The organism is Paracoccus alkanivorans (assembly GCF_003697785.1).
In the GTDB taxonomy this organism is placed as follows: Bacteria; Pseudomonadota; Alphaproteobacteria; order Rhodobacterales; family Rhodobacteraceae; genus Paracoccus; species Paracoccus alkanivorans.
The window spans coordinates 383212-403946 of sequence record NZ_QOKZ01000004.1 but is presented as its reverse complement, the minus strand read 5'-3'; the positions used below and the strand labels follow the sequence as shown (position 1 = coordinate 403946).

Genomic DNA, 20735 nt, shown 5'->3' with positions numbered 1-20735 from the left:
GAGGCGATCGTTCAAACATCAGAGCATACAATGCCGTCATTGGCGCCGATGATGCGGAGTCGACAGGCCGGGAAGGCCCGCGTCGCACGAATGCCAGCATGGCAAAGAGGACGATCATCGGGTTAACGGTGGTTTGAGCCGTCAGGGAATCCCAAAGGGAAGCCCAAGCATCCGACATCCCGCTCGGTGCGGATGGGTTTCATGCGCGGAAAGTGGCCGGATGGCCCGGAAATTCGATTGTCGGATAGGCATAAACAACTTCGCCATGGTCGCCATTGCCCCGGATGTCTTACATTCGTCACACAATTTTCCGACACTCTTGTCGGGGAAGGGGATTCGATGGCTCGAACGCGGAAACAGAATTCAATGAAAGATATTGTCGAAATTCAGCACGATCAGGAACAGACGCTGGTAGGTGAGCTTCAGATCCTCTCTGCTACCGGCGAGCTTTTCAACCATGTCGATGAAGGCTTGCCCATGTGGGCAAGCCACGGGGATCGCAGCGTTCGCGTGGATGTCGTTTTCCGGACACCGTTCAAGGAATCGCCGGTGGTTACCCTCGGCCTGACCGGGATCGACAGTGCGCATGATCAGAATTTGCGTTTCTGGCTGGCGGCGAGGAACGTGACACCGACCGGCTTCACGATCGAATGCAATACCTGGGACGATACCCATATTGCCAGAGCTGCCATCTCCTGGCATGCGATCGGCGCTGCGAACCCGGCGGCCTAGGCTGTCGAACAGCGGAAAGTCGTACCCGTTCAGCATCGTTGAGGGACTATACGGGCCATTCGGAAGGGTATGGGTCGTTTTGGATGGTGCTTCCCTGATACTGACCCGTTAACCTCGTGATCTCAACGCACCCCGCCATTGGGCGGGGACTTTTTCATTCCCGATAAGAGGCCGCATGGTGGACGCGGTTCAGCTCTTCTATTTCTTCCCGAACTGTTCAAAACTGTTTGGGAGGAGGAGTTTTTCAATGGCCAGACCGCAAAATCAAAAAAACACAAATGCACCTGTTGGGGCTCGACGCGTCCAGAAACGGACAGTAATCGGCGAAATGCAAATTCTCACGGCAACCGGCGAGATTTTCAATCACGTCGATCAGGGACTGCCGATGTGGTCAGGGCACGGAGATCGGAATGTCACTGTAGACATCGTCTTTTCTGCCCCGTTCGCCGCGCCACCCGCGGTTAGCCTCGGCTTGACGGGAATCGACAGCGCGCATGATCAGAACCTCCGTATCAGGCTCATCACCAGAAACGTGACAGCAACGGGCTTCTCCATCGAGTGCAGCACCTGGCACGATACCCACATCGCCAGCGCCGAGGTTTCATGGCAGGCGATTGGCGCAGCAGAAACAAGGACGGCGGCAGACATGATACCGAAACCCTAGCCGGAGCAAAGCCGATAGCCGCTTTGCCGGAAATGCCTCAGGGCAGCCGCGCGATCCTTTCGCTAAGCAATGCGAACAGTCCTTCGCGATTCAGGTGACGGATAAACAGCGCGTTCGCGGGGCGGCCGCTGACGCGCCACCAATCCGCGACGGTCATGCCGGTGGTGAATTCGCCCTGCGTCTCGATCTCGACATTGATCTCGCGTCCTTCGAAAAGATCGGGGCGGATCAGCCACGCGACGGCGCAGGGATCATGCAGCGGTGCGCCTTCGCTGCCGTATTTCTCCCGGTCGAAACGTTCAAAGAAGTCGGTCCAACTGGCGACCGCCGGACCGCATTTTCCGGGCAGGGCGCGCATCGCCTCGACCCAATCGCGCGAAGTCAGCGCCTCATGTGTGGCGTCCAGCGGCAGCATGACCAGAGGCACTCCCGAGGCGAAAACCGCCTTTGCGGCCTCGGGATCGACATAGATGTTGAACTCTGCTGCCGGAGTGATGTTGCCGACCTCGAAATAGGCGCCGCCCATCAGCACGATCCGCTGAACGCGTGGCACGATATCCGGCACCCGGCTGAACGCGGCCGCGATATTGGTCAGTGGCCCGACCGGCACTAGCGTGATGCTGCCCTCCGGGTGTTGCCGCAAGGTGTCGATGATGAAATCAACAGCATGTCTGGATTGCAGCGGAACCGAGGGCGCGGGCAATTCGATCCCGTCGAGACCGGTTTTGCCATGCACATGCTCTGCCGTCACCAGCTTGCGGCTCAGCGGTGAATCGCAACCGGCATATACCGGTATATCCTGCCGTCCTGCCAGTTCGACGATCTTGCGGGCATTCGTCTCGGTCAGCGATAGCGGCACGTTGCCCGCAACGGCGGTGATGCCCAGCACCTCCAGTTCGGGGCTGGCCAATGCAAGCAGGATCGCAACAGCGTCGTCCTGCCCGGGATCGGTGTCGATGATGATTTTCTGTGCCATGATTGTCCCTCGCTTTCAACAAGTTCTGCGGCGCGCCGCGCAGAGGTGCAACCGGAAAACCATATCCCGGTGGGGTATTGCCATCCACGGGGTTCCACCGCCGCGCGGGTCCGGGAGAGAATATTGAAAACGTGATCCCCGGGTGCATGATTTTCTGTTACACTATAAGTGCCTAGGTGTGAGATATGCCTGTGCCGCGCATTCCCGATGCCTAGACGCAGTGCATAAGGGAGACTTGAACATGGATCATACAATCGGAAACCCGGCCTCATGGGTGGCGCGCCATGTGATTGCCACGATTTCCCATTTCGGTGTGATGATACAAACTATCGGGGGCGATAAGGAGGAATCGAAGCCAATCATCCGGACATTGACCATGGATGACCTGCGCGACGCACTTGCGCGGGGTTATGACGATTTCAAGACTTTTCGTTCCGACGTGATCACCGTTTGCACGCTTTACCCGATCATCGGTGTTTGCCTTGCTTTCATGGCATTTCAGGGCAGTCTGTTTCACCTTGTCGTTCCGCTGATTTCCGGCTTTGCCTTGCTTGGACCGGTCGCCTCTGTCGGCATGTATGAAATGAGCAGGCGCCGCGAAGCGGGAGAAGAGCCCAACTGGCTTGCCATTTTCGAGGTGATCCGCTCGCCGGGGATCGGTGCGATCATAGTGCTTGCTGTGGCATGTTTCGCGATATTCGCGGCATGGCTGGGAACTGCCCATGTCATCTATCTGATGACCATCGGTACATGGCCACCCGAAAGCATCGGCACATTCCTTGCCGACGTGTTCGGCACCGGTGCGGGCTGGACGATGATGATCGTGGGAACGGCGGTGGGCTTTGTCTTTGCCCTTCTCGTGCTGATGACCGCAATCGTATCCTTCCCCCTGCTGCTGGAGCGTAATGTCGGCGTTGTCACTGCCGTCATGACATCGGTGAGGGTCGTGGCCGCCAACCCGGTCCCGGCCATGGCCTGGGGGCTGATCGTGGCGGTGTCGCTGGTGATCGGGTCGCTGCCCCTATTGCTGGGGCTGAGCGTCGTGCTGCCCATCCTGGGGCATGCCACGTGGTACCTGTATCGCAAGGCGGTGGTCTGAAAGACCGTATACCTGATCCTGCGCAATTGACCCGAGGGGCGGTGTTTACAATGGTGGAATGTCGCCCCCGGCCCGCATCGCGTGAAATCCGGCGGCAAAAGCGTCCAGCCGCCCTTCGGCAATGGCCGCGCGCAGCCCTGCCATGAGTTCCTGGTAGTAATGCAGGTTGTGCCAGGTCAAGAGCATGCCCGAAATCATCTCTCCCGCCCGGAACACGTGATGCAGATAGGCGCGGGAATAGCTGCGGCAGGCCGGGCATGAGCAATTCTCGTCCAGCGGGCGCGGATCGTCCTGGTGGCGGGCATTCTTGATGTTGATCTGCCCGCGCCGCGTCCATGCCTGTCCGGTTCGCCCCGAGCGAGAGGGCAGCACGCAATCCATCATGTCCACCCCGCGCTGAACCGCGCCGACGATGTCGTCGGGCTTGCCCACCCCCATCAGGTAGCGCGGCTTTTCTTCGGGCAGAAGGCCGGGAGCATAGTCCAGCACCCCGAACATCGCCTCCTGTCCCTCGCCAACCGCCAACCCGCCGATTGCATATCCGTTGAAACCGATCCCGGTCAGGGCCTGTGCCGATTCCTCGCGCAATTCGCGGGTCACGCCGCCCTGCATGATGCCGAAGAGCGCGTGACCGGGGCGGTCTCCGAAAGCATCGCGCGAACGTTGCGCCCAACGCATCGACAGGCGCATGGACCGGGCTACATCCTCTTCGGTGGCGGGCAGAGCGGGACATTCGTCGAAAGCCATCACGATATCCGAGCCCAGCAGCTTCTGGATCTCCATGCTGCGCTCGGGTGTCAATTCGTGGCGCGAGCCGTCGATATGGCTGGCGAAGGTGACGCCCTCCTCGGTCAGCTTGCGCAAGGGGCCGAGGCTCATGACCTGGAATCCGCCCGAGTCTGTCAGGATCGGCCGCTGCCAGTTCATGAAGTCATGCAGCCCGCCCAAGCGCGCGACCCGTTCGGCGCCGGGGCGCAGCATCAGATGATAGGTATTGCCCAGCAGGATGTCGGCGCCGGTTTCGCGCACCGATTCCGGCAGCATCGCCTTGACCGTCGCAGCGGTGCCTACCGGCATGAAGGCGGGGGTGCGGATTTCGCCCCTTGGCGTATGGATGATGCCGCTACGGGCACGGCCGTCGCGGGCGTTCAGGGTAAAGGAAAAACGGTCGGACATGATCGGATCTGCCATGGCTGGAACCGCACGCCCATACCGGGTTTGGTCCAAGATGGCAATCTGGCCCCGGGCTGGACCCATGCCCTCCCTTGCCCTATATAATCGAGTGAAATGGACAGGAACGCGCTATGACCGAACCGATGATGGAAGGGGCTCCGCTGATCGCGCCCTCCAGTACCGATCACCCGCTTTACGAGTCCGTGGTCGAGGCGTGCAAGACCGTCTATGACCCGGAAATCCCGGTGAATATCTATGACTTGGGGCTGATCTACACGATCGACATCAACGATGCGAACGAGGTGCGGGTGATCATGACCCTGACCGCGCCCGGCTGTCCGGTGGCGGGCGAGATGCCCGGATGGGTCGCCGACGCGGTCGAGCCCCTGCCGGGCGTTAAGCAGGTCGATGTCGAGATGACCTTCCAGCCGCAATGGGGCATGGACATGATGTCCGACGAGGCGCGGCTGGAGCTGGGCTTCATGTAGGGTGCTGCGTTGCCGCTCTGGAGGGCGGCGGTGGCGGGGGGCTGTCTGCCCCCCGGACGCTTGGTGGACGTCTCCGCCCGAGGATATTTTCCTGAAGAAGAAGCAGACCGGTTCGCGCGCATCTTGAGATGGGGCGGCCAAGGTCTTATCTTCTGGGGCAGTGAGATTAGGAAGGTTCGATCATGTTTGGGATTCCAGGCGCATCGCCAGTCACGATGACCCCCGCGGCCGAGCGGCAGATTGCCCGGCTGATGGCCGGCAGGCAGGCCTATGGGCTGCGCATCGGGCTGAAAAAGGGCGGCTGCGCGGGAATGGAATACACGATGGAACTTGCTGATACGCCCGACGCCAATGAAGAGGTTGTGGAGCAGGGCGAGGCGCGGGTGATGATTGCGCCGATGGCGCAGATGTTCCTGTTCGGGACCGAGATCGATTACGAGACCGGGCTGCTGGAGTCAGGCTTCCGGTTCCGTAACCCGAACGTCACCGATAGCTGCGGCTGCGGCGAGTCAGTGCGTTTCGAACCTTTGGAAGGCAGCCGTGCCCAACCTTGAGCCTGCCCGCTCAGAGGCCGGGTTGTGACGCTATCATGATTGCGCCCCGGTGACGTTGCCCTTAATCCGTGATCTGGAACGGATAGGAGGACGACGATGGCGCCGCGTAAACTGGCCGCAGGAAACTGGAAGATGAATGGCGATCTGGCCGCATTGGCCGAGATCGACCTGATATGCGAAGCCCATCCCGAGCCGGGCTGCGAAGTGCTGATCTGCCCTCCGGCGGTGCTGATCCATCCGATGAAGGGGCGGGTGGGAAGTCATGCGATCGTTCTGGGCGGGCAGGACTGCCATGCCAATGCATCGGGGGCGCATACAGGGGATATTTCGGCGGCCCAACTGAAGGACATCGGTGCCGATTATGTGATCCTCGGCCATTCCGAGCGCCGGGCCGACCACGGAGAAACGGATGCCGACGTGGCGGCCAAGGCAGTGGCGGCGCATGGCGCAGGGCTGACCGCAATCATCTGTGTGGGTGAGACCGAGGCGCAGCGCGATGCGGGTGAGACGCTTGCGGTGATCGGTGCGCAGCTTGCGGGCTCGCTGCCGGATAGGGTCAACGCGGCCAATACCGTCATCGCCTATGAACCGGTCTGGGCCATCGGCACGGGACGCACCCCCACCGATCAGCAGATTGCCGAGGTCCATGCATTCATGCGCGAGGAACTGGGAGCGCGTTTTAGCGACGCAGGCGAGATGCGGTTGCTTTATGGCGGCAGCGTGAAACCCGGCAATGCCGCCGAGATTTTCACCATCGCGCATGTGGACGGGGCGCTGGTTGGTGGCGCGAGCCTGAAGGCTGCGGATTTCGGCGGTATCATTGCCGCGCTTGAAGCGGCCCGTTAATTCCGTTTCACCGGACACTGGAAAGGGCGGATGGAAAGGCAAACCCTTTCCATCCGCCTTGCTTGGGCGTATGCCTGCGCAGCCGGCGGACGAACCGCCCAAGCCAGAAAGAGCCAAATGAGCCAGCAAATTACCGCGATCAGCCGCACCGAGGACCTCGCCCGCTTTGTCGAAGCCGCCAAGTCCGCTCCCTATGTCACCGTCGATACGGAATTCCTGCGCGAGCGGACCTATTGGTCGAAGCTTTGCCTGATTCAATTGGCCATCCCGCCCGCTTCGAGCGCGCAGGAGGCAGGAGGCGAAGCTGTCCTGGTCGATCCCCTGGCCAGCGACCTGTCACTGGAGCCGCTTTACGACCTGTTTCGTCACGAAGCCACGGTAAAGGTGTTTCATGCCGCGCGGCAGGATCTGGAAATCTTCTTCCACGACGCAGGACTGTTTCCGGAACCGCTTTTCGATACGCAGGTCGCCGCCATGGTCTGTGGCTTTGGTGAGCAGGTCGGATACGAGACGCTTGTGCGCAAGATCGCCCATGCGAGCCTGGACAAATCCTCGCGCTTTACTGACTGGTCGCGCAGGCCCCTGTCGGATGCCCAAAAATCCTATGCGCTGGCCGATGTGACCCATCTGCGCGTCATCTATGAATTTCTGGCCGGAGAGCTTGCCCGCAGTGGAAGGGAAAGCTGGCTGGCCGAGGAGATGGCGATTCTAAACGATCCCGAGACCTATACCACCCGCCCCGAAGACGCGTGGCTGAAGGTTCGGACCCGGACCAATTCGCCCCGCTTCCTGGCAATCCTGCGCGAGCTTGCCCGATTCCGTGAAACCTATGCGCAAGAGCGTGATATTCCCCGGTCGCGGGTTTTCAAGGATGATGCGATGATCGAACTCGCCTCGACCAAGCCATCCAGCGAGAACGACCTAGGGCGTTCCCGGCTTCTGCTGCGCGAGGCGCGAAAGGGTGACATCGCGGCAGGGATCCTCGCTGCGGTGAAGGCGGGGCTGGAGACGCGCGAATTGCCGCAGCCCAAGAAGGAAGAGCCGGGAAAACCCGGGAATGCGGCGCTGTCGGAGCTGCTGCGAGTGCTCTTGAAGGCCAAGGCGGACGAGGCGGGGGTAGCGCCCAAGCTGATCGCGTCCTCATCCGATCTGGATGCGATTGCGACGGGAGAGCGTGACCTGCCCGCGTTGAAGGGTTGGCGCGCCGATGTGTTCGGGCAGGATGCGTTGCGGCTGGCCGCTGGTGATATCGCCCTGTCCGCGGGTGATGGCGTGGTACGCGTCGTTACCGCGCGCTGAGGCCATGCAGAAGCGTATTACCCTTGGTCGGGTCCATCCCGAAGATTGCGATGCGATCGTCGAGGCGATGAGAAATCCCGAGATGAGCCGCTGGCTGACCTCGATCCCGCAGCCCTATGGTCTGAATGACGCGGCGCGGTTCGTTGCCGAGGCGGGTCCGGGAGAATATGCCATTCGTGTCGATGGCGAGATGGCGGGGATGCTGCGGATTGCCGAAAGTTTCGGCATCTGGCTCGCGTCGCGTTTTCAGCGCCAGGGTATCGCCCTGCGTGCGGCGGTGCTGGGACTGAGCCGATATTTCATGGCCGGAGCCGAGGGAATCGATGCGGTCTATCTGAACGGCAATCATCGTTCGGAGATGTTGCTGTCCCGTCTTGGATTTCGTGCCGGGGCGCAGGTCACGGCATGGTCGCGTGCCAAGGCAAGGGAATTCCCTGCTACCAGTCTGCATCTGACACGCGCGGATTTTGCGGCGCGGCATGGTATCGCGCTGCACACGCCGCGCCTTCGGATAAACGGCTTTCAGCCCGGCGACCTGATCGATCTGCACCGTATCGTTACACGTCCCGAGGTGGCCCGGATGCTGTTGCGCTATGCCACGGACATGACGCTGGATGATGTTGCGCCGATCTTTACCAGGGAGGCGCTGACGCCACCCATGCGGTTGGTGATCCGCCATAAGGGGCAAGTAGCCGGAGCAGTCGGAGTGTTGCCGGGGGAGCCGCCGTCGATCAATTATTTCCTCGATCCGTCGCTTGCAGGGCAGGGTCTGGGGCAGGAGGCAGCCGGCGCATTCTTCGGGGAATACCTCGCGCGCTTCGATCCGCCTGCACTGCAGGCAGAGGTGTTTGACGATAACCCGGCCTCCGCCCGCATTCTGCGTAATCTGGGGTTTCAGCGTGAAGAGGACGCAATGGTGCCCTCGCTTGGCCGGGATGCCGCCGCTGCCGCCGGGATATATCGCTGGCGCCGAAAGCGTTGACCGGCCTGGGGTTAAGTTCACAGCTTGTCGGAATCGGTCAGTGACGATGGATGCAGGATCCTGCCGCCCGGGATAACCGGTGTGAACTTCGTTCCGGTCAGGTCAAGGCGCTGTGGCCTCGTGCCGCCTGTTCCTTTCATGACCAGACAGCCAAGCGCCCGAGTCACATCGTCCAGATCGGATCGGAGCGGCAGCAGCAGCATGCTTCCTTTCATACCCGGCCTCTCTTCGGCGGGGGAGGATAGTTTCAGCTTGGCGATCTGCGGGGCCCGGAACACGGTTTCCGTTACATGGCACATCCGCTTGCGCGAATCCCGGTTTAGCAGGGAGCATAACGGCATTCCGCGCAGTTCCATCCCCATCAGGTCGATCAGATGCTGCCCCACCAGTCGGAACCGGGCCATTCCCGGCGCGAGCCGCTCGACGAGAAATGCGTATTCCAGCAGCGTCGGAATATCGTCTGCCGAGACATCCGCACGCAGCGGGACCGACCCGTTCCGGCGCAGGCTTTGCCAGTAGTTGCGCAATTCCCCGATGATGTGGTCGGCACTGGGGCGCGTCGAATTAACTATATACAGGACATTGCCCGTCCGTGTGACGCGATGCGTGGTTGTTGGTGTTTTCACGTCGAAGCTGTCCGACATGCGATATCCCCGATAAGCAGATGGCCGTTGCGTAGCTCGGCGCGCCGTTGTCATTGAATACATCATCAGGTTATGCCGATGATCGTTCCCCGCCGAGTCATTTCCTAATAAGTGGTTAAGGGATGTTCCGGGGCTTGACCCCCCGGAAACGCTGGTCCATCCCGTCCGCAAAGCTGATCTCAGAGGATAGTGCCGATGGACCGCACCGGATTGCTGATCATCCTGTCATCGCCTTCCGGTGCCGGGAAATCCACGCTGGCGCGGCGCTTGATGGAGTGGGACCCGGCGCTCGGCTTTTCGGTCTCTGCCACGACACGTTCTCCGCGACCGGGAGAGGTGGATGGCCAGCATTACCATTTCACCTCCCAGCAGGAGTTCCGTGCCATGGTCGAGGCGGGGCAAATGCTGGAACATGCCGAGGTCTTCGGTAATTTCTACGGTAGCCCGAGAGCTCCGGTCGAGACGGCGATGCGCGAGGGGCGCGACACGCTTTTCGATGTTGATTGGCAGGGCGGTCAGCAGATACGCGCTTCCGCGCTTGGCGGCCATGTCGTTTCGATCTTCGTGCTGCCGCCTTCCCTGTCCGAGCTGGAACGGCGGCTTCGCGCCCGGGGGCAGGACAGCGCCGAGGTGATCGAGGGGCGCATGGAGAAAAGCCGGGCCGAGATCAGCCATTGGGCCGAATACGATTATGTGCTGGTCAATGACGATCTGGACGAGACCGAGGCCCGGCTGCGTGCCATCCTGACCGCGGAACGATTGCGCCGCGACCGGCAGGGTGGGCTGGGAACATTCGTCAAGAGGCTGATGGAGGAGGATCGCCGATGATCTGGGAACTGGATGGAATTGCCCCGGAACTGGCCGGAAACGCGTGGGCCGCCCCCGATGCGCAACTGATGGGCCGCGTGGTGCTGGAGGAGGAAGCCTCGGTCTGGTGGGGGGCGGTGCTGCGTGGCGACAACGAGGAAATCCGGATCGGGCGCGGCAGCAATGTGCAGGATCTCTGCGTCTTTCATACCGATCCCGGTTTTCCCTTGCTGGTGGGGCCGGATTGCACGATCGGCCACCGGGCGATCCTGCATGGCTGTGAGATCGGCGAGGGCGCGCTGATCGGCATGGGCGCCACCGTGCTGAACGGGGCGAAGATCGGGGCAGGGGCCCTGATCGGCGCTGGCGCTCTGGTTACGGAGGGCAAGGAAATCCCGCCCGGTGCCCTGGTCATGGGCGCACCGGGCAAGGTGGTCCGGATGCTGGATGACGAGGCGCAGGAAGGGCTGCGCGCCACGGCTGCACGCTATCGGGCCAATGCAGCACGCTTTCATGCGGGATTACGGCGGATCGAATGAACGCAGAGACGCAAAGGCGCGTGGCCGCGCTGCTGGACGGCATTCCCATAGCCGTGATGGCAGTGGATGGCCGCGCCCGGATGATCGGCGCCAATCAACCCGCCGAGGCATTGTTCGGCACGGATCTGCTGGATCGGCCCTTTGTCACCGTCGTGCGTCATCCCGCAGTCGTGCAGGCCCTGGATTGGGTGTTGCAGCCCGAGGAACATGATGCCCCGTCGCCCGATCCCGCCTTGCCGACGCCACCCGACGGTGTTGCGACATTGCGGGCAAGCCTTGCCGCCGATGGGCGCGATATCGCTGCGGAAGTGACCGTTTCGCCGCTTCCCGCGGGAATCGGGCGGGGGGCGCTGATCGCGGTGTTGGATCAGTCCGTCGCCGAAGAGGCGGAACAGATGCGCCGCGATTTCGTGGCCAATGTCAGTCACGAACTACGCACGCCCCTGACAGCGATGATCGGCTTTATCGAAACCCTGCGCGGCCCGGCCCGTGACGACGCAAATGCGCGTGACCGTTTCCTCGACATCATGGAGCGAGAGGCGAACCGGATGAACCGCCTGGTCCATGATCTGCTTTCGCTCAGCCGAGTGCAATCCGAGGAACGCCGCCGGCCCTCGGCCGAGGTCGATCTGCCGGGGTTGCTGCGTAGCGTTCTGGCGACGATGCAGCATAGTGCCGACGAGGTGGGGGTCGCGCTGGAGACGGCAGGACTGGACATCGAACTCAGCCTGCCCGGCGATGCCGATCAACTTGTGCAGGTGTTCCAGAACCTGATTGAGAACGCGATCAAATACGGTGCATCGGGTGAACGGGTCCGCATCAGCTTGCAGCGAATCGATCATGAGCCATTGCTGCGCGGTCCCGGTTGGGCGATACGAGTCGAGGATTTCGGCGAAGGTATCGACGAGATGCACCTGCCGCGGCTCACCGAGCGCTTCTATCGTGTCGACACGCATCGTTCGCGCTCACAGGGCGGCACCGGGCTGGGGCTTGCCATCGTCAAGCATATCATCAACCGCCATCGTGGCCGGTTGCGTATCGCCAGCCGCAAGGGCGAGGGAAGCTGTTTTACCGTGATTCTGCCCGAGACTCTGCAACGGAACTAAACTGTCGCAGGAGGGGCGGGGGCCCTCGCTCTCGGGCGGCGCATCGCATATATACTTCGTGAACCGAATACAGGAGAGCCGGATGTCCGATCCAGATCCCGCCAAACTGGCTGCCTCGCGCGCCGCAATCGAACTGGTCCGCGATGGCATGCGGGTGGGGTTGGGCACCGGCTCGACCGCCAGCGTCATGGTCCGTGAACTGGCCGCGAAAGTGCATGCCGAAGGACTGACTCTGCGTTGTGCCGCGACCTCGAAGGCGACGGCGGAGCTGGCCGAGAGCCTTGGGCTGCGAATCGAGAGCCTCGATCAGATCGGCTGGCTGGATATGACCATCGACGGCGCCGATGAGGTCGATCCCGACCTGAACCTGATCAAGGGCGGCGGCGGTGCGCATCTGCGTGAAAAAATCGTCGCCATGGCCAGCGACCGGATGGTGGTGGTCGCCGATCCCGGCAAGGTGGTCGAACAGCTCGGTGCCTTCCATCTGCCGGTCGAGGTGCTCGCTTTCGGTTTTGAATCGACGCGGGAACTGATCTGCCGTGCGCTGGAGGATCTCGATCTGGGCGGACGGCCGATCAATCAGCGCCTGCGCGAGGGTAAGCCCGTTCTGACCGACGAGGGCAATTTCATCCTTGACCTAGCGCTAGAGGCGATACCGGACGCTCCGGCACTGGCCCGTGCCCTGACGGCGATTCCCGGGGTCGTTGAGCATGGGCTGTTTCTCGGCATCTGCGATCTGGCGATCATCGGGCGGGCCGATGGCAGCGTGGTGGAGTTGCGCCGCGAAGGCGACGAAGGGGCGGCGTGATGGGTTTCGATTATGATTTGTTTGTCATTGGCGGCGGTTCGGGCGGGGTGCGCGCGGCGCGGATCGCGGCGGGGCAGCATGGCGCCAAGGTCGGGCTGGCCGAGGAAAGCCGCATGGGCGGCACCTGCGTCATTCGGGGCTGCGTGCCGAAAAAGCTGATGATCTTCGCCTCGAACGCCCCGCTGATGGCCGAGGAAATGCGCGGCTATGGCTGGTCCGATGCGGCGGCGGGCGATTTCAGCTGGCGTGATTTCCGTGCCAAGCTGGATGCCGAGCTGAACCGGCTGGAGGCGGCCTATACCTCGGGCCTGAACAATGCCGGGGTCGAGATTCACCATCAGCGCGCCCGGATCGCCGATCACCACACGGTCGAACTGGCCGACGGCACGCGCATGACCGCCAAGCATATCCTGATCGCGGTGGGCGGACGTCCTGCCAGACCCGAGTTCCCCGGGGCGGAATTGGGGCTAATCTCGGACGACCTGTTCCTGTTGGACGAGTTGCCGAAACGTGCCCTGCTGATCGGCGGCGGCTTCATCGCCTGCGAATTCGCCACGATCCTGAACGGGTTGGGGGTCGAGACCGTGCAGGCCTATCGCGGCGATGCGGTGCTGCGCGGCTTCGATCGCGAAGCGCGCGAGATGGCGACGGCTCAGCTGAAGGATATCGGCGTCGATCTGCGACTGGGACTGTCGCCGGCGGGGCTGGAAAAGACCGGAGACCGGATCACCGCGCGTTTCGACGACGGCAGCGCGGATGAATTCGACGCGGTGTTCCTTGCGACGGGGCGCGCGCCCTATACTTGGGGGCTGGGGCTCGAGAATACCGGCGTTCGCCTCAAGGATAACGGTGCCATCGCGGTCGATGAGTGGTCGCAAAGCTCGGTGCCGTCGATCTTTGCCGTGGGGGACGTGACCGACCGGGTCAACCTGACCCCGGTGGCGATCCGCGAAGGTCATTCCTTCGCCGACACGGTGTTCGGTGACAAGGCCCGGCAAGTGAACCATGATCTGGTCGCCAGCGCCGTCTATCTGCGCCCGCATGAACTGGGCAGCATCGGCCTGACCGAGGAACAGGCGGCAGCGCGGGGCCCGGTCGATGTCTATTCGGCGGTGTTCCGGCCAATGCGCTCCATGTTCGCGGGCTCGGATGCACGGACCATGATGAAATTGCTGGTCGAGCCGCAAAGTGACCGGGTACTGGGCTGCCATATCTTCGGCCCCGATGCCGGCGAGATGATCCAGCTGGCCGCGATCCCCATCACGATGGGCGCGACAAAGGCCGATTTCGACGCGGCCATGGCTGTTCATCCGACCGCGGCGGAGGAACTGGTGACAATGCGCAGCATCACCCGACGCCATGGCGGCGAGGAATGAAACCCGGAGGGGCAGGGTTGACATTTGCCCCCTCGCCCCCAGTTTGCGACTAACGGAATTGACAGGGAAGGAAGGTCGACCACATGGCAAATCAGGGCCCCTGGGGCGGCGGCGGTAAAGGTGGCGGAGACGATGGCGGTCGTGGAGACGACCGCGGCAAGCGCCCGTCGAACCAGCCTTGGGGTGGTCAGAAGCCTCAGAATGATCCCGGTCAGCACGGCGAACAGATGCCCGAGATCGAGGAACTGATGAAAAAGGGGCAGGAGCGTCTACGTGTGCTGATGGGGGGACGCGGCGGCGGAGGCGGCAGGAATGGCGGCGGGCGTGGACCCTCTGGACCGGGTTTCGGCTTCAACCGCACCACCGTGGCCATCGTGGCGCTGGTTGCCATCGGTATCTGGGCCTTCTCCAGCTTTTACCGTGTGCAGACCAACGAAAAAAGCGTCGAATTCCTGTTCGGCCGTGCCGTGGCGGTGGGCACCGAGGGCCTGAATTTTGCCCCCTGGCCCTTCGTGACCGCCGAAGTCGTGCCGGTCACCAACGAACGTGTGACCGAGATCGGCACCGGGCGTTCGGGACCGCTGGATAACGGGCTGATGCTGACCAGCGATCAGAATATCGTGGACATGGAATACCAGGTGGTCTGGAACATTGCCGATCCCGAGAAATACCTGTTCAACCTTGCCGATCCCGCCGATACGATCCGTGCGGTGTCCGAATCGGCTATGCGCGACATCATCGCCCGCAGCGAACTCGCGCCGATCCTCAACCGCGACCGGGGCGCCATTGCCAGCGATCTCAAGGATGCGGTGCAGCACACGCTGGACGCCTACCAGTCGGGCATCAACGTGGTTCGTGTGAACCTTGACCGGGCCGATCCGCCGGAAGAGGTGATCGATGCATTCCGAGAGGTGCAGGCCGCGCAGCAGGAACGTGACCGGCTGGAAAAGGAGGCCGACGCCTATGCCAACCGCGTGCTTGCCGAGGCACGGGGTGAGGCAGCGGCGCGCGTGGAAGAGGCCGAGGGCTATCGCGCGCAGGCCGTCAACACGGCCGAGGGCGAGGCGGCGCGCTTCAATTCGATCTACGAGGAATATGTCAAGGCGCCGGAAGTGACCCGTCGCCGCATGTATCTGGAGACCATGGAGAAAGTTCTGGGCGGCGTCGACAAGATCATCCTGGATGAAGGTGGCGAAGGCTCGAATGTCGTGCCCTATCTGCCGTTGGATCAACTGCGCCGTTCGGGCGGTGACAGCAACAGCAACCCGACCGGAGGGACGAACTGATGGCTGCCCGCAACATAGCTTTGTCCGCTCTTGCGGTTCCCGTCGCCATCGCGGTCGCCGTTGTCGGCCTGTCTGCGCTGTTCATTGTCGACGAACGCGAGAAGGCGCTCGTTTTGCGATTGGGCCGCGTGGTCGCGGTCCAGGAGCAGCCGGGGCTGGGTGTCAAGGTGCCGTTTCTCGACAATGTCGTGAAATATGACGACCGGATCCTCGGCTTGCCGACCACGCCGCTGGAGGTGACGCCTCTGGATGACCGCCGGCTGATGGTCGATGCGTTCGCGCGCTGGCGCATTACCGACCCGGTTGGCTTTCGTCAGGCAGTCGGGGATGGCGGTGTCGAGATCGCGCAGGGCCGGCTGGAACCGATCGTGAATGCCGCGATCCGCGAGGTTCTGGGTTCGGTTCCCTCGACCGACGTGTTGTCGGACGATCGAACGGCGTTGATGAACCAGATTCGTGATGAAGCGCGTAGCAATTCATCCGGGCTGGGGGTCGAGATTATCGATGTGCGCCTGACCCGCACCGACCTGCCCGAGCAGAACCTGAACGCCACCTATGCCCGGATGCGGGCCGAGCGTGAACGTGAAGCGGCGGATGAGCGCGCAAGGGGCGGAGAGGCCGCGCAACGCGTTCGCGCCGCAGCCGACCGGACGGTGGTCGAGCTGCTGTCTGAGGCCCAAAGACGCGCAGAGATCATTCGCGGTGAGGCCGATGCCGTGCGCAACGCGATCTATGCCGATGCTTTCGGCCGCGATCCGGAATTCTTTGCCTTTACCCGTTCGATGACCTCGTATGAGCGGGCACTTAGGGGTGAAAACAGTCAGTTGGTTATCCATCCCGACGGTGATTTCTTCACCTATCTGACCGCGGACGGTTCCAAGACGGCCAAACCGGCATCGGAGCCGGTGCCGCCCGGCTCCCGCGCTTCCGAAGCCCAAAGTCAGAAAGTGCCGGGGCAGGGTGATCAGGAACTGGTGACGCCGCAGGTGACCGATCGCGAGGGCAAGCCCTTGGGTGAATCGGCCGGAGTGACACTGACACCGGTTCCGGAAAGTCTGGTGACACCGCCCGAGGAACCCTCCGCCGTCGTCCCGCCGCCCGCCGAAGAGCAGCAGCCCGCGGAAGGTGATCCGGAATCCGGGCAGCAGGAAGCTGCGGATGAAGATGCCGATGCGGCGGATGAAACCCCGCAAGAGCAGCCTCCGGCGGAAGAGGCCGCACCAACGGATGAGCAGAACCAGAATTGAGACAAGGGCGGGTGGAAACAGGGTTTTCCGCCCGTCTTGCAATAAAAGTCACGATCAGTTCACTCACTGCGAGCGTGGTTTATTTGCAACGAGTTGCGAAATCCGTTTCTTATCAAACCCGTCCCGGCTGCGACCAAGCCGTCGAAATTCTAATCAAATATGAGGACATCCAGCATGAAACCGCTATCTCCTCGGCACCTTGTCACCGCTTCGGTTCTGGCCGTGAGCGTTGGCCTCGGCTTCGCCGCCGCACAGCAGACCAACCCCGGTGTCTCGCCGGAAATCAGTCAACAGGCGCAGGAGGCGGCGAATAACAACGAGCCGCTGAGCGCACCGAAATCCGCTCAATCCGGCCCCGGCGTGATGCCGCAAAGCTTCGCCGATCTGGTCGAGCAGGTCGCGCCTGCAGTCGTGAACATCACCACGACCGCGGTTGTTTCGCAGCCTACCCAGGGCCCGGGCCCGGTTTTTCCCGAGGGCAGCCCGTTCGAGGATCTGTTCCGCGACTTTGGATTTCCCGGGATGCCGGGGCAGAACATGCCTCAGCGATCGAACGCGTTGGGTTCGGGTTTCGTGATCTCGGCGGATGGTTACATCGTGACCAACAACCACGTCATCGAAGGCGCGGACGAGATCGAGATCGAGTTCTATTCGGGCGATACGCTGCCTGCCACGGTCGTCGGCACCGATCCGAAAACCGATGTCGCCCTGCTGAAGGTGGAAAGCAAGGATCCGATCCCCTTCGTGAAGTTCGGCGATTCCGACACTGCGCGCGTGGGCGATTGGGTGCTGGCTCTAGGCAACCCGCTTGGGCAGGGCTTCTCGGCCAGTTCGGGGATCGTGTCGGCCCGCAATCGCGAATTGTCGGGCACATATGACGATTACCTGCAGACCGACGCAGCCATCAATCGCGGCAACTCGGGAGGCCCGCTGTTCAATCTTGAGGGCGAGGTGGTCGGTGTGAACACCGCCATCCTGTCGCCCAATGGCGGTTCGATCGGGATCGGTTTCTCGATGGCTTCCAATGTTGTCTCGAAAGTGGTCGATCAGCTTCGTGAATTTGGCGAAACCCGGCGCGGCTGGCTGGGTGTCAAGATCCAGGACGTGACCCCCGACATGTCCGAGGCCCTGGGGCTGGCGACCGAGGGTGGCGCAATGGTGACCGATGTTCCTGACGGTCCGGCCAAGGATGCCGGAATGCAGGCGGGTGATGTCATCACCGGTTTCGACGGCGGCGAGGTCAAGGATATCCGCGAACTGGTGCAGCGCGTCGCCGATGCGCCGGCCGGTGAGCCGGTCGAGGTGACCGTGCAGCGTGATGGCCAGCCGGTAACGCTGACGGTGACGCTTGGCCGCCGCGAGGTTGCCGAGGGTACCGCCGATCCGCAGGACAGGACGCCTCCGGCCCCCGGCGAAGATCAACTGCTGGGGATGACAATTGCCACGCTGACTCCGCAGGTAGCCGCCGAACTGGGCCTGCCCAATGGCACCGAGGGGCTGGTGGTCCGGGAAGTCGATCCCGAGGGCGCGGCCGCCGACAAGGGCCTCATGCCCGGAGATCTCATCACGGAGGCGGGGCAGCAGCCGGTCACGTCGCTTGCCGATCTGAATGCCCGTATCGAGGAGGCGCGCGAAGCCGGGCGCAAATCGCTGCTGGTTCTGATCCGCCGCGAGGGAGAGCCACGCTTCGTTGCGCTGCCCGTTGACGAACCGTCCGAATAGGACCCGCCTGACACGGCAACAAGAGAGGCGGGCCAGCCGGTCCGCCTCTTTTCATTGCGTTGGCGATGTCTTATTTCCGGCGCAGCAAAGGAAAGCGAGCAAATGGCCAAAATCACCTATATCGAGCATAACGGCACTCGCCATGAGGTCGATGTCACCCCCGGCATGACCGTGATGGAAGGTGCGCGCGACAATGGAATCCCGGGCATCGATGCCGATTGCGGTGGTGCCTGCGCCTGCTCGACCTGTCATGTCTATGTGGACCCGGAATGGATCGACCGCCTGCCTCCGCGTGATCCGATGGAAGAGGACATGCTCGACTTCGCCTATGAACCCGATCCGGAACGCTCGCGCCTGACCTGCCAGCTGAAGGTGACCGACGAGTTGGACGGTCTGGTGGTGCAAATGCCCGAGCGCCAGATCTGACGCCCGGGAAACCTGCCGGTCAGCCTGACACCTCAGCCGCACGGCGGTGATGGAGCGTGAGCCAGACCAGCGCCAGGCCGGCCAGCGCCAGGAACGGCAGCATTGCCAGATTGACCGCATTCCAGCCGGCCTGCGGCGACCCTCCAAGGCAGTTCATCAGCCCGCCCGATGACAGCGAGGCGATGAATACACCGGTGAAGACCACGAAATCGTTCATGCCCTGAACGCGGCCCCGCTCGGCCGGGCTGTGGGATCGGGCGAGCATCGCGGTGGCGCCGATGAAACCGAAATTCCAGCCCAGTCCCAGCAGGATCAGCGCGCCGAAGAAATTCGTCAGTTCCACTCCGGTCAGCGCGACGCCTCCGGCCAGCGCCAGCAGGATCAGCCCCAATCCAACGATGCGGGTTGTCCCAAAGCGATTGATCAGGGGGCCGGTGATGAAACTGGGCGCATACATGGCCAGCACATGCGCACTGACGATATCGGCGGCGTTATTGGCGGCGAAGCCGCAGCCGACCACGGCAAGCGGAGTGGAGGTCATCACAAGGTTCATCAGCGCATAGGAGACCATGGCGCAGATCATCGCCACGACGATGGCCGGCTGGCGCAAAAGCTGTGACAGGGAACGCCCCTGATCCTCACCCTCCTGCGCAACCGGGGGCTTGGGGATGTCCAGGAACATGAACAAGGCCAACCCCAGCAGATTGACCGCGATCACGGCGATATAGCTGCCGAGGAAGGGGATCGTACCCATATCGTTGGTCATGCGTGCGATTGCCGGGCCGATGATGGCCGCCGCCAAACCCCCGGCCATGACCCAGCTGATCGCGCGGGCCTCGAATTCCGGGGGCGCGGTGTCGGTGGCGGCAAAGCGATAGAAACCCTGCGCCGACATGTAGATGCCGGTCATCAGCCCGCCCGCCATGAACAGCCAGAAACTGCCAAGCCAAAGGGCGAGCGCGGAAATCACCGCTCCGAACGCGCCGGCCAGAACCGCCGCCATGAAGCCCGCCCGGCGCCCATGCCGTTGCATGAAACGGGCCAATGGCCGGGCTGTCAGGGCCGATCCAAGGATGATCATCGACAGGGGCAGGGTGGCGAGGCAGGCATTGGGCGCCAATGTCTGCCCAGCCAGACCGCCGAGAATGAAGTTCACTGGCATCTGCGCGCCAAGCAGGGCCTGCGCGGCAACCAGCACCACGACATTGCGCCGGGCGCGGGTCATGGTTTGGGTGGTGTTCAACCGCGTGGCAGGGCTGCGGCGGTCCGCGCCCGGTCCTCGATGGCCTGCCAGTTGCCTGCCTCCATGTCGGCATCGCTTACGATCCAGCTGCCGCCGACGCAGACGACATTGGGCAGGCTCAGGTAATCGCCCGCGTTCGAGGGGGAGACACCCCCCGTCGGGCAAAAACTGATCTTCGGCAGGGGGCCGGCCAGCGATTTCAGGGCCGACGCGCCGCCCACCGCTTCGGCGGGAAAGAATTTCAGCATGTCGAATCCGGCATCCGCCGCCCGCATCACCTCAGAGGCGGTGACGGCGCCGGGCAGCAGTGGCAATTCCAGTTCGGCGCAGGCCATGATCAGTTTGCCCGTCGCCCCCGGCGACACGGCAAATTCCGCCCCGGCATCCTTCGCCCGCTTGGCGTCATCCGGCGTCAGCACGGTGCCTGCGCCGACATGACCGCCCTCGACTGCCGACATCGCCCGGATCGCATCCAGCGCGGCATCCGAGCGCAAGGTGACTTCCAGCACCGGCAATCCACCGGTTACCAGTGCCCGCGCCAGGTCAGCGGCCTTGCCGGCATCCTTGATGACGATCACCGGCACGACCGGGGCCAATTGGCACAACGCGCGGGTTTTCTGCGATTGGAGTTCTGGGGTCATGGCGTCACCTTGGTGCTGGAGATCGCCTGCAAACTGACCCCAATACCACGGCAATGCAAGCAGCTTGCCGTGATTTT

22 protein-coding genes are annotated in these 20735 nt (G+C 62.7%); 17 read left to right on the top strand and 5 right to left on the bottom strand.

Going from position 1 to position 20735, the window contains the following annotated elements:
- The first annotated feature begins 201 nt into the window (after positions 1 to 201).
- Positions 202 to 732, top strand: coding sequence for an H-type lectin domain-containing protein (locus C9E81_RS13130; protein WP_243698640.1), 531 nt, complete (start codon positions 202 to 204; stop codon positions 730 to 732).
- A 175-nt stretch (positions 733 to 907) separates the two neighbouring features.
- Positions 908 to 1396 carry an H-type lectin domain-containing protein gene (locus tag C9E81_RS13125; RefSeq protein WP_243698639.1) on the top strand — a complete coding sequence of 163 codons (489 nt, stop codon included), beginning with the start codon at positions 908 to 910 and terminating at the stop codon, positions 1394 to 1396.
- Positions 1397 to 1433: 37 nt separating this feature from the next.
- Here the strand turns inward: C9E81_RS13125 and C9E81_RS13120 are convergent, their stop codons facing one another.
- Positions 1434 to 2372 carry a nucleoside hydrolase gene (locus C9E81_RS13120; protein WP_122112794.1) on the bottom strand — a complete coding sequence of 313 codons (939 nt, stop codon included), beginning with the start codon at positions 2370 to 2372 and terminating at the stop codon, positions 1434 to 1436.
- 241 nt (positions 2373 to 2613) lie between these two features.
- Here C9E81_RS13120 and C9E81_RS13115 point away from each other — a divergent pair, with 241 nt between their 5' ends.
- Entirely contained in the window at positions 2614 to 3471 is an 858-nt protein-coding gene (locus C9E81_RS13115) for a DUF2189 domain-containing protein (protein ID WP_122112793.1), read from the top strand.
- Positions 3472 to 3516: 45 nt separating this feature from the next.
- Here the strand turns inward: C9E81_RS13115 and tgt are convergent, their stop codons facing one another.
- A complete protein-coding gene (gene tgt / locus C9E81_RS13110) occupies positions 3517 to 4647 on the bottom strand; it encodes a tRNA guanosine(34) transglycosylase Tgt (protein WP_122112866.1) in 1131 nt (376 codons plus the stop codon).
- Positions 4648 to 4775: 128 nt separating this feature from the next.
- Here tgt and C9E81_RS13105 point away from each other — a divergent pair, with 128 nt between their 5' ends.
- The 5 genes from C9E81_RS13105 to C9E81_RS13085 all read left to right on the top strand — a co-directional run bounded on the left by C9E81_RS13105 (position 4776) and on the right by C9E81_RS13085 (position 8813).
- Entirely contained in the window at positions 4776 to 5132 is a 357-nt protein-coding gene (locus C9E81_RS13105) for an SUF system Fe-S cluster assembly protein (RefSeq protein ID WP_122112792.1), read from the top strand.
- Positions 5133 to 5314: 182 nt separating this feature from the next.
- Complete coding sequence (locus tag C9E81_RS13100; RefSeq protein ID WP_122112791.1) at positions 5315 to 5686, top strand: HesB/IscA family protein; 372 nt, start codon at positions 5315 to 5317, stop codon at positions 5684 to 5686.
- A 96-nt stretch (positions 5687 to 5782) separates the two neighbouring features.
- Positions 5783 to 6532, top strand: coding sequence for a triose-phosphate isomerase (tpiA, locus tag C9E81_RS13095; protein WP_122112790.1), 750 nt, complete (start codon positions 5783 to 5785; stop codon positions 6530 to 6532).
- 129 nt (positions 6533 to 6661) lie between these two features.
- Entirely contained in the window at positions 6662 to 7831 is a 1170-nt protein-coding gene (gene rnd, locus C9E81_RS13090) for a ribonuclease D (RefSeq protein ID WP_122112865.1), read from the top strand.
- Positions 7832 to 7835: 4 nt separating this feature from the next.
- A complete protein-coding gene (locus tag C9E81_RS13085) occupies positions 7836 to 8813 on the top strand; it encodes a GNAT family N-acetyltransferase (protein ID WP_166461904.1) in 978 nt (325 codons plus the stop codon).
- A gap of 17 nt (positions 8814 to 8830) precedes the next feature.
- Here C9E81_RS13085 and C9E81_RS13080 read toward each other — a convergent pair whose 3' ends face one another.
- On the bottom strand, positions 8831 to 9457 hold the full coding sequence (locus C9E81_RS13080; RefSeq protein ID WP_166461903.1) for a PAS domain-containing protein: 627 nt from the start codon (positions 9455 to 9457) through the stop codon (positions 8831 to 8833).
- 195 nt (positions 9458 to 9652) lie between these two features.
- Between C9E81_RS13080 and gmk the strand changes: the two genes are divergently transcribed.
- The 9 genes from gmk (at position 9653) to C9E81_RS13035 (ending at position 18774) form a co-directional block, all read left to right on the top strand.
- Positions 9653 to 10285 carry a guanylate kinase gene (gmk, locus tag C9E81_RS13075; RefSeq protein ID WP_122112787.1) on the top strand — a complete coding sequence of 211 codons (633 nt, stop codon included), beginning with the start codon at positions 9653 to 9655 and terminating at the stop codon, positions 10283 to 10285.
- A complete protein-coding gene (locus tag C9E81_RS13070; protein WP_122112786.1) occupies positions 10282 to 10803 on the top strand; it encodes a gamma carbonic anhydrase family protein in 522 nt (173 codons plus the stop codon). The genes gmk and C9E81_RS13070 overlap by 4 nt, the downstream gene beginning before the upstream one ends.
- A complete protein-coding gene (locus tag C9E81_RS13065) occupies positions 10800 to 11909 on the top strand; it encodes a sensor histidine kinase (protein WP_122112785.1) in 1110 nt (369 codons plus the stop codon). Before C9E81_RS13070 ends, C9E81_RS13065 begins: the two co-directional genes overlap by 4 nt.
- An 82-nt stretch (positions 11910 to 11991) precedes the next feature.
- A complete protein-coding gene (gene rpiA / locus C9E81_RS13060; RefSeq protein ID WP_122112784.1) occupies positions 11992 to 12717 on the top strand; it encodes a ribose-5-phosphate isomerase RpiA in 726 nt (241 codons plus the stop codon).
- On the top strand, positions 12717 to 14093 hold the full coding sequence (gene gorA / locus C9E81_RS13055; protein ID WP_122112783.1) for a glutathione-disulfide reductase: 1377 nt from the start codon (positions 12717 to 12719) through the stop codon (positions 14091 to 14093). Before rpiA ends, gorA begins: the two co-directional genes overlap by 1 nt.
- 83 nt (positions 14094 to 14176) lie before the next feature.
- The gene (gene hflK / locus C9E81_RS13050; RefSeq protein WP_122112782.1) at positions 14177 to 15379 is read left to right on the top strand and encodes an FtsH protease activity modulator HflK; all 1203 of its coding nucleotides are present in this window, start codon (positions 14177 to 14179) and stop codon (positions 15377 to 15379) included.
- Positions 15380 to 15393: 14 nt separating this feature from the next.
- Complete coding sequence (gene hflC / locus C9E81_RS13045; RefSeq protein ID WP_122112864.1) at positions 15394 to 16626, top strand: protease modulator HflC; 1233 nt, start codon at positions 15394 to 15396, stop codon at positions 16624 to 16626.
- Positions 16627 to 16800: 174 nt separating this feature from the next.
- Positions 16801 to 18348 carry a DegQ family serine endoprotease gene (locus C9E81_RS13040; RefSeq protein WP_122112781.1) on the top strand — a complete coding sequence of 516 codons (1548 nt, stop codon included), beginning with the start codon at positions 16801 to 16803 and terminating at the stop codon, positions 18346 to 18348.
- Positions 18349 to 18450: 102 nt separating this feature from the next.
- The gene (locus tag C9E81_RS13035; protein ID WP_122112780.1) at positions 18451 to 18774 is read left to right on the top strand and encodes a 2Fe-2S iron-sulfur cluster-binding protein; all 324 of its coding nucleotides are present in this window, start codon (positions 18451 to 18453) and stop codon (positions 18772 to 18774) included.
- A 19-nt stretch (positions 18775 to 18793) separates the two neighbouring features.
- On the opposite strand, the gene C9E81_RS13030 is transcribed toward C9E81_RS13035, so the two are convergent.
- Both C9E81_RS13030 and eda read right to left on the bottom strand, forming a co-directional pair.
- The gene (locus C9E81_RS13030; protein WP_122112779.1) at positions 18794 to 19999 is read right to left on the bottom strand and encodes an MFS transporter; all 1206 of its coding nucleotides are present in this window, start codon (positions 19997 to 19999) and stop codon (positions 18794 to 18796) included.
- 14 nt (positions 20000 to 20013) lie between these two features.
- Positions 20014 to 20658, bottom strand: a complete 645-nt coding sequence (gene eda / locus C9E81_RS13025) for a bifunctional 4-hydroxy-2-oxoglutarate aldolase/2-dehydro-3-deoxy-phosphogluconate aldolase (RefSeq protein WP_122112778.1) — start codon at positions 20656 to 20658, stop codon at positions 20014 to 20016.
- Between the last annotated feature and the right edge of the window lie 77 nt (positions 20659 to 20735).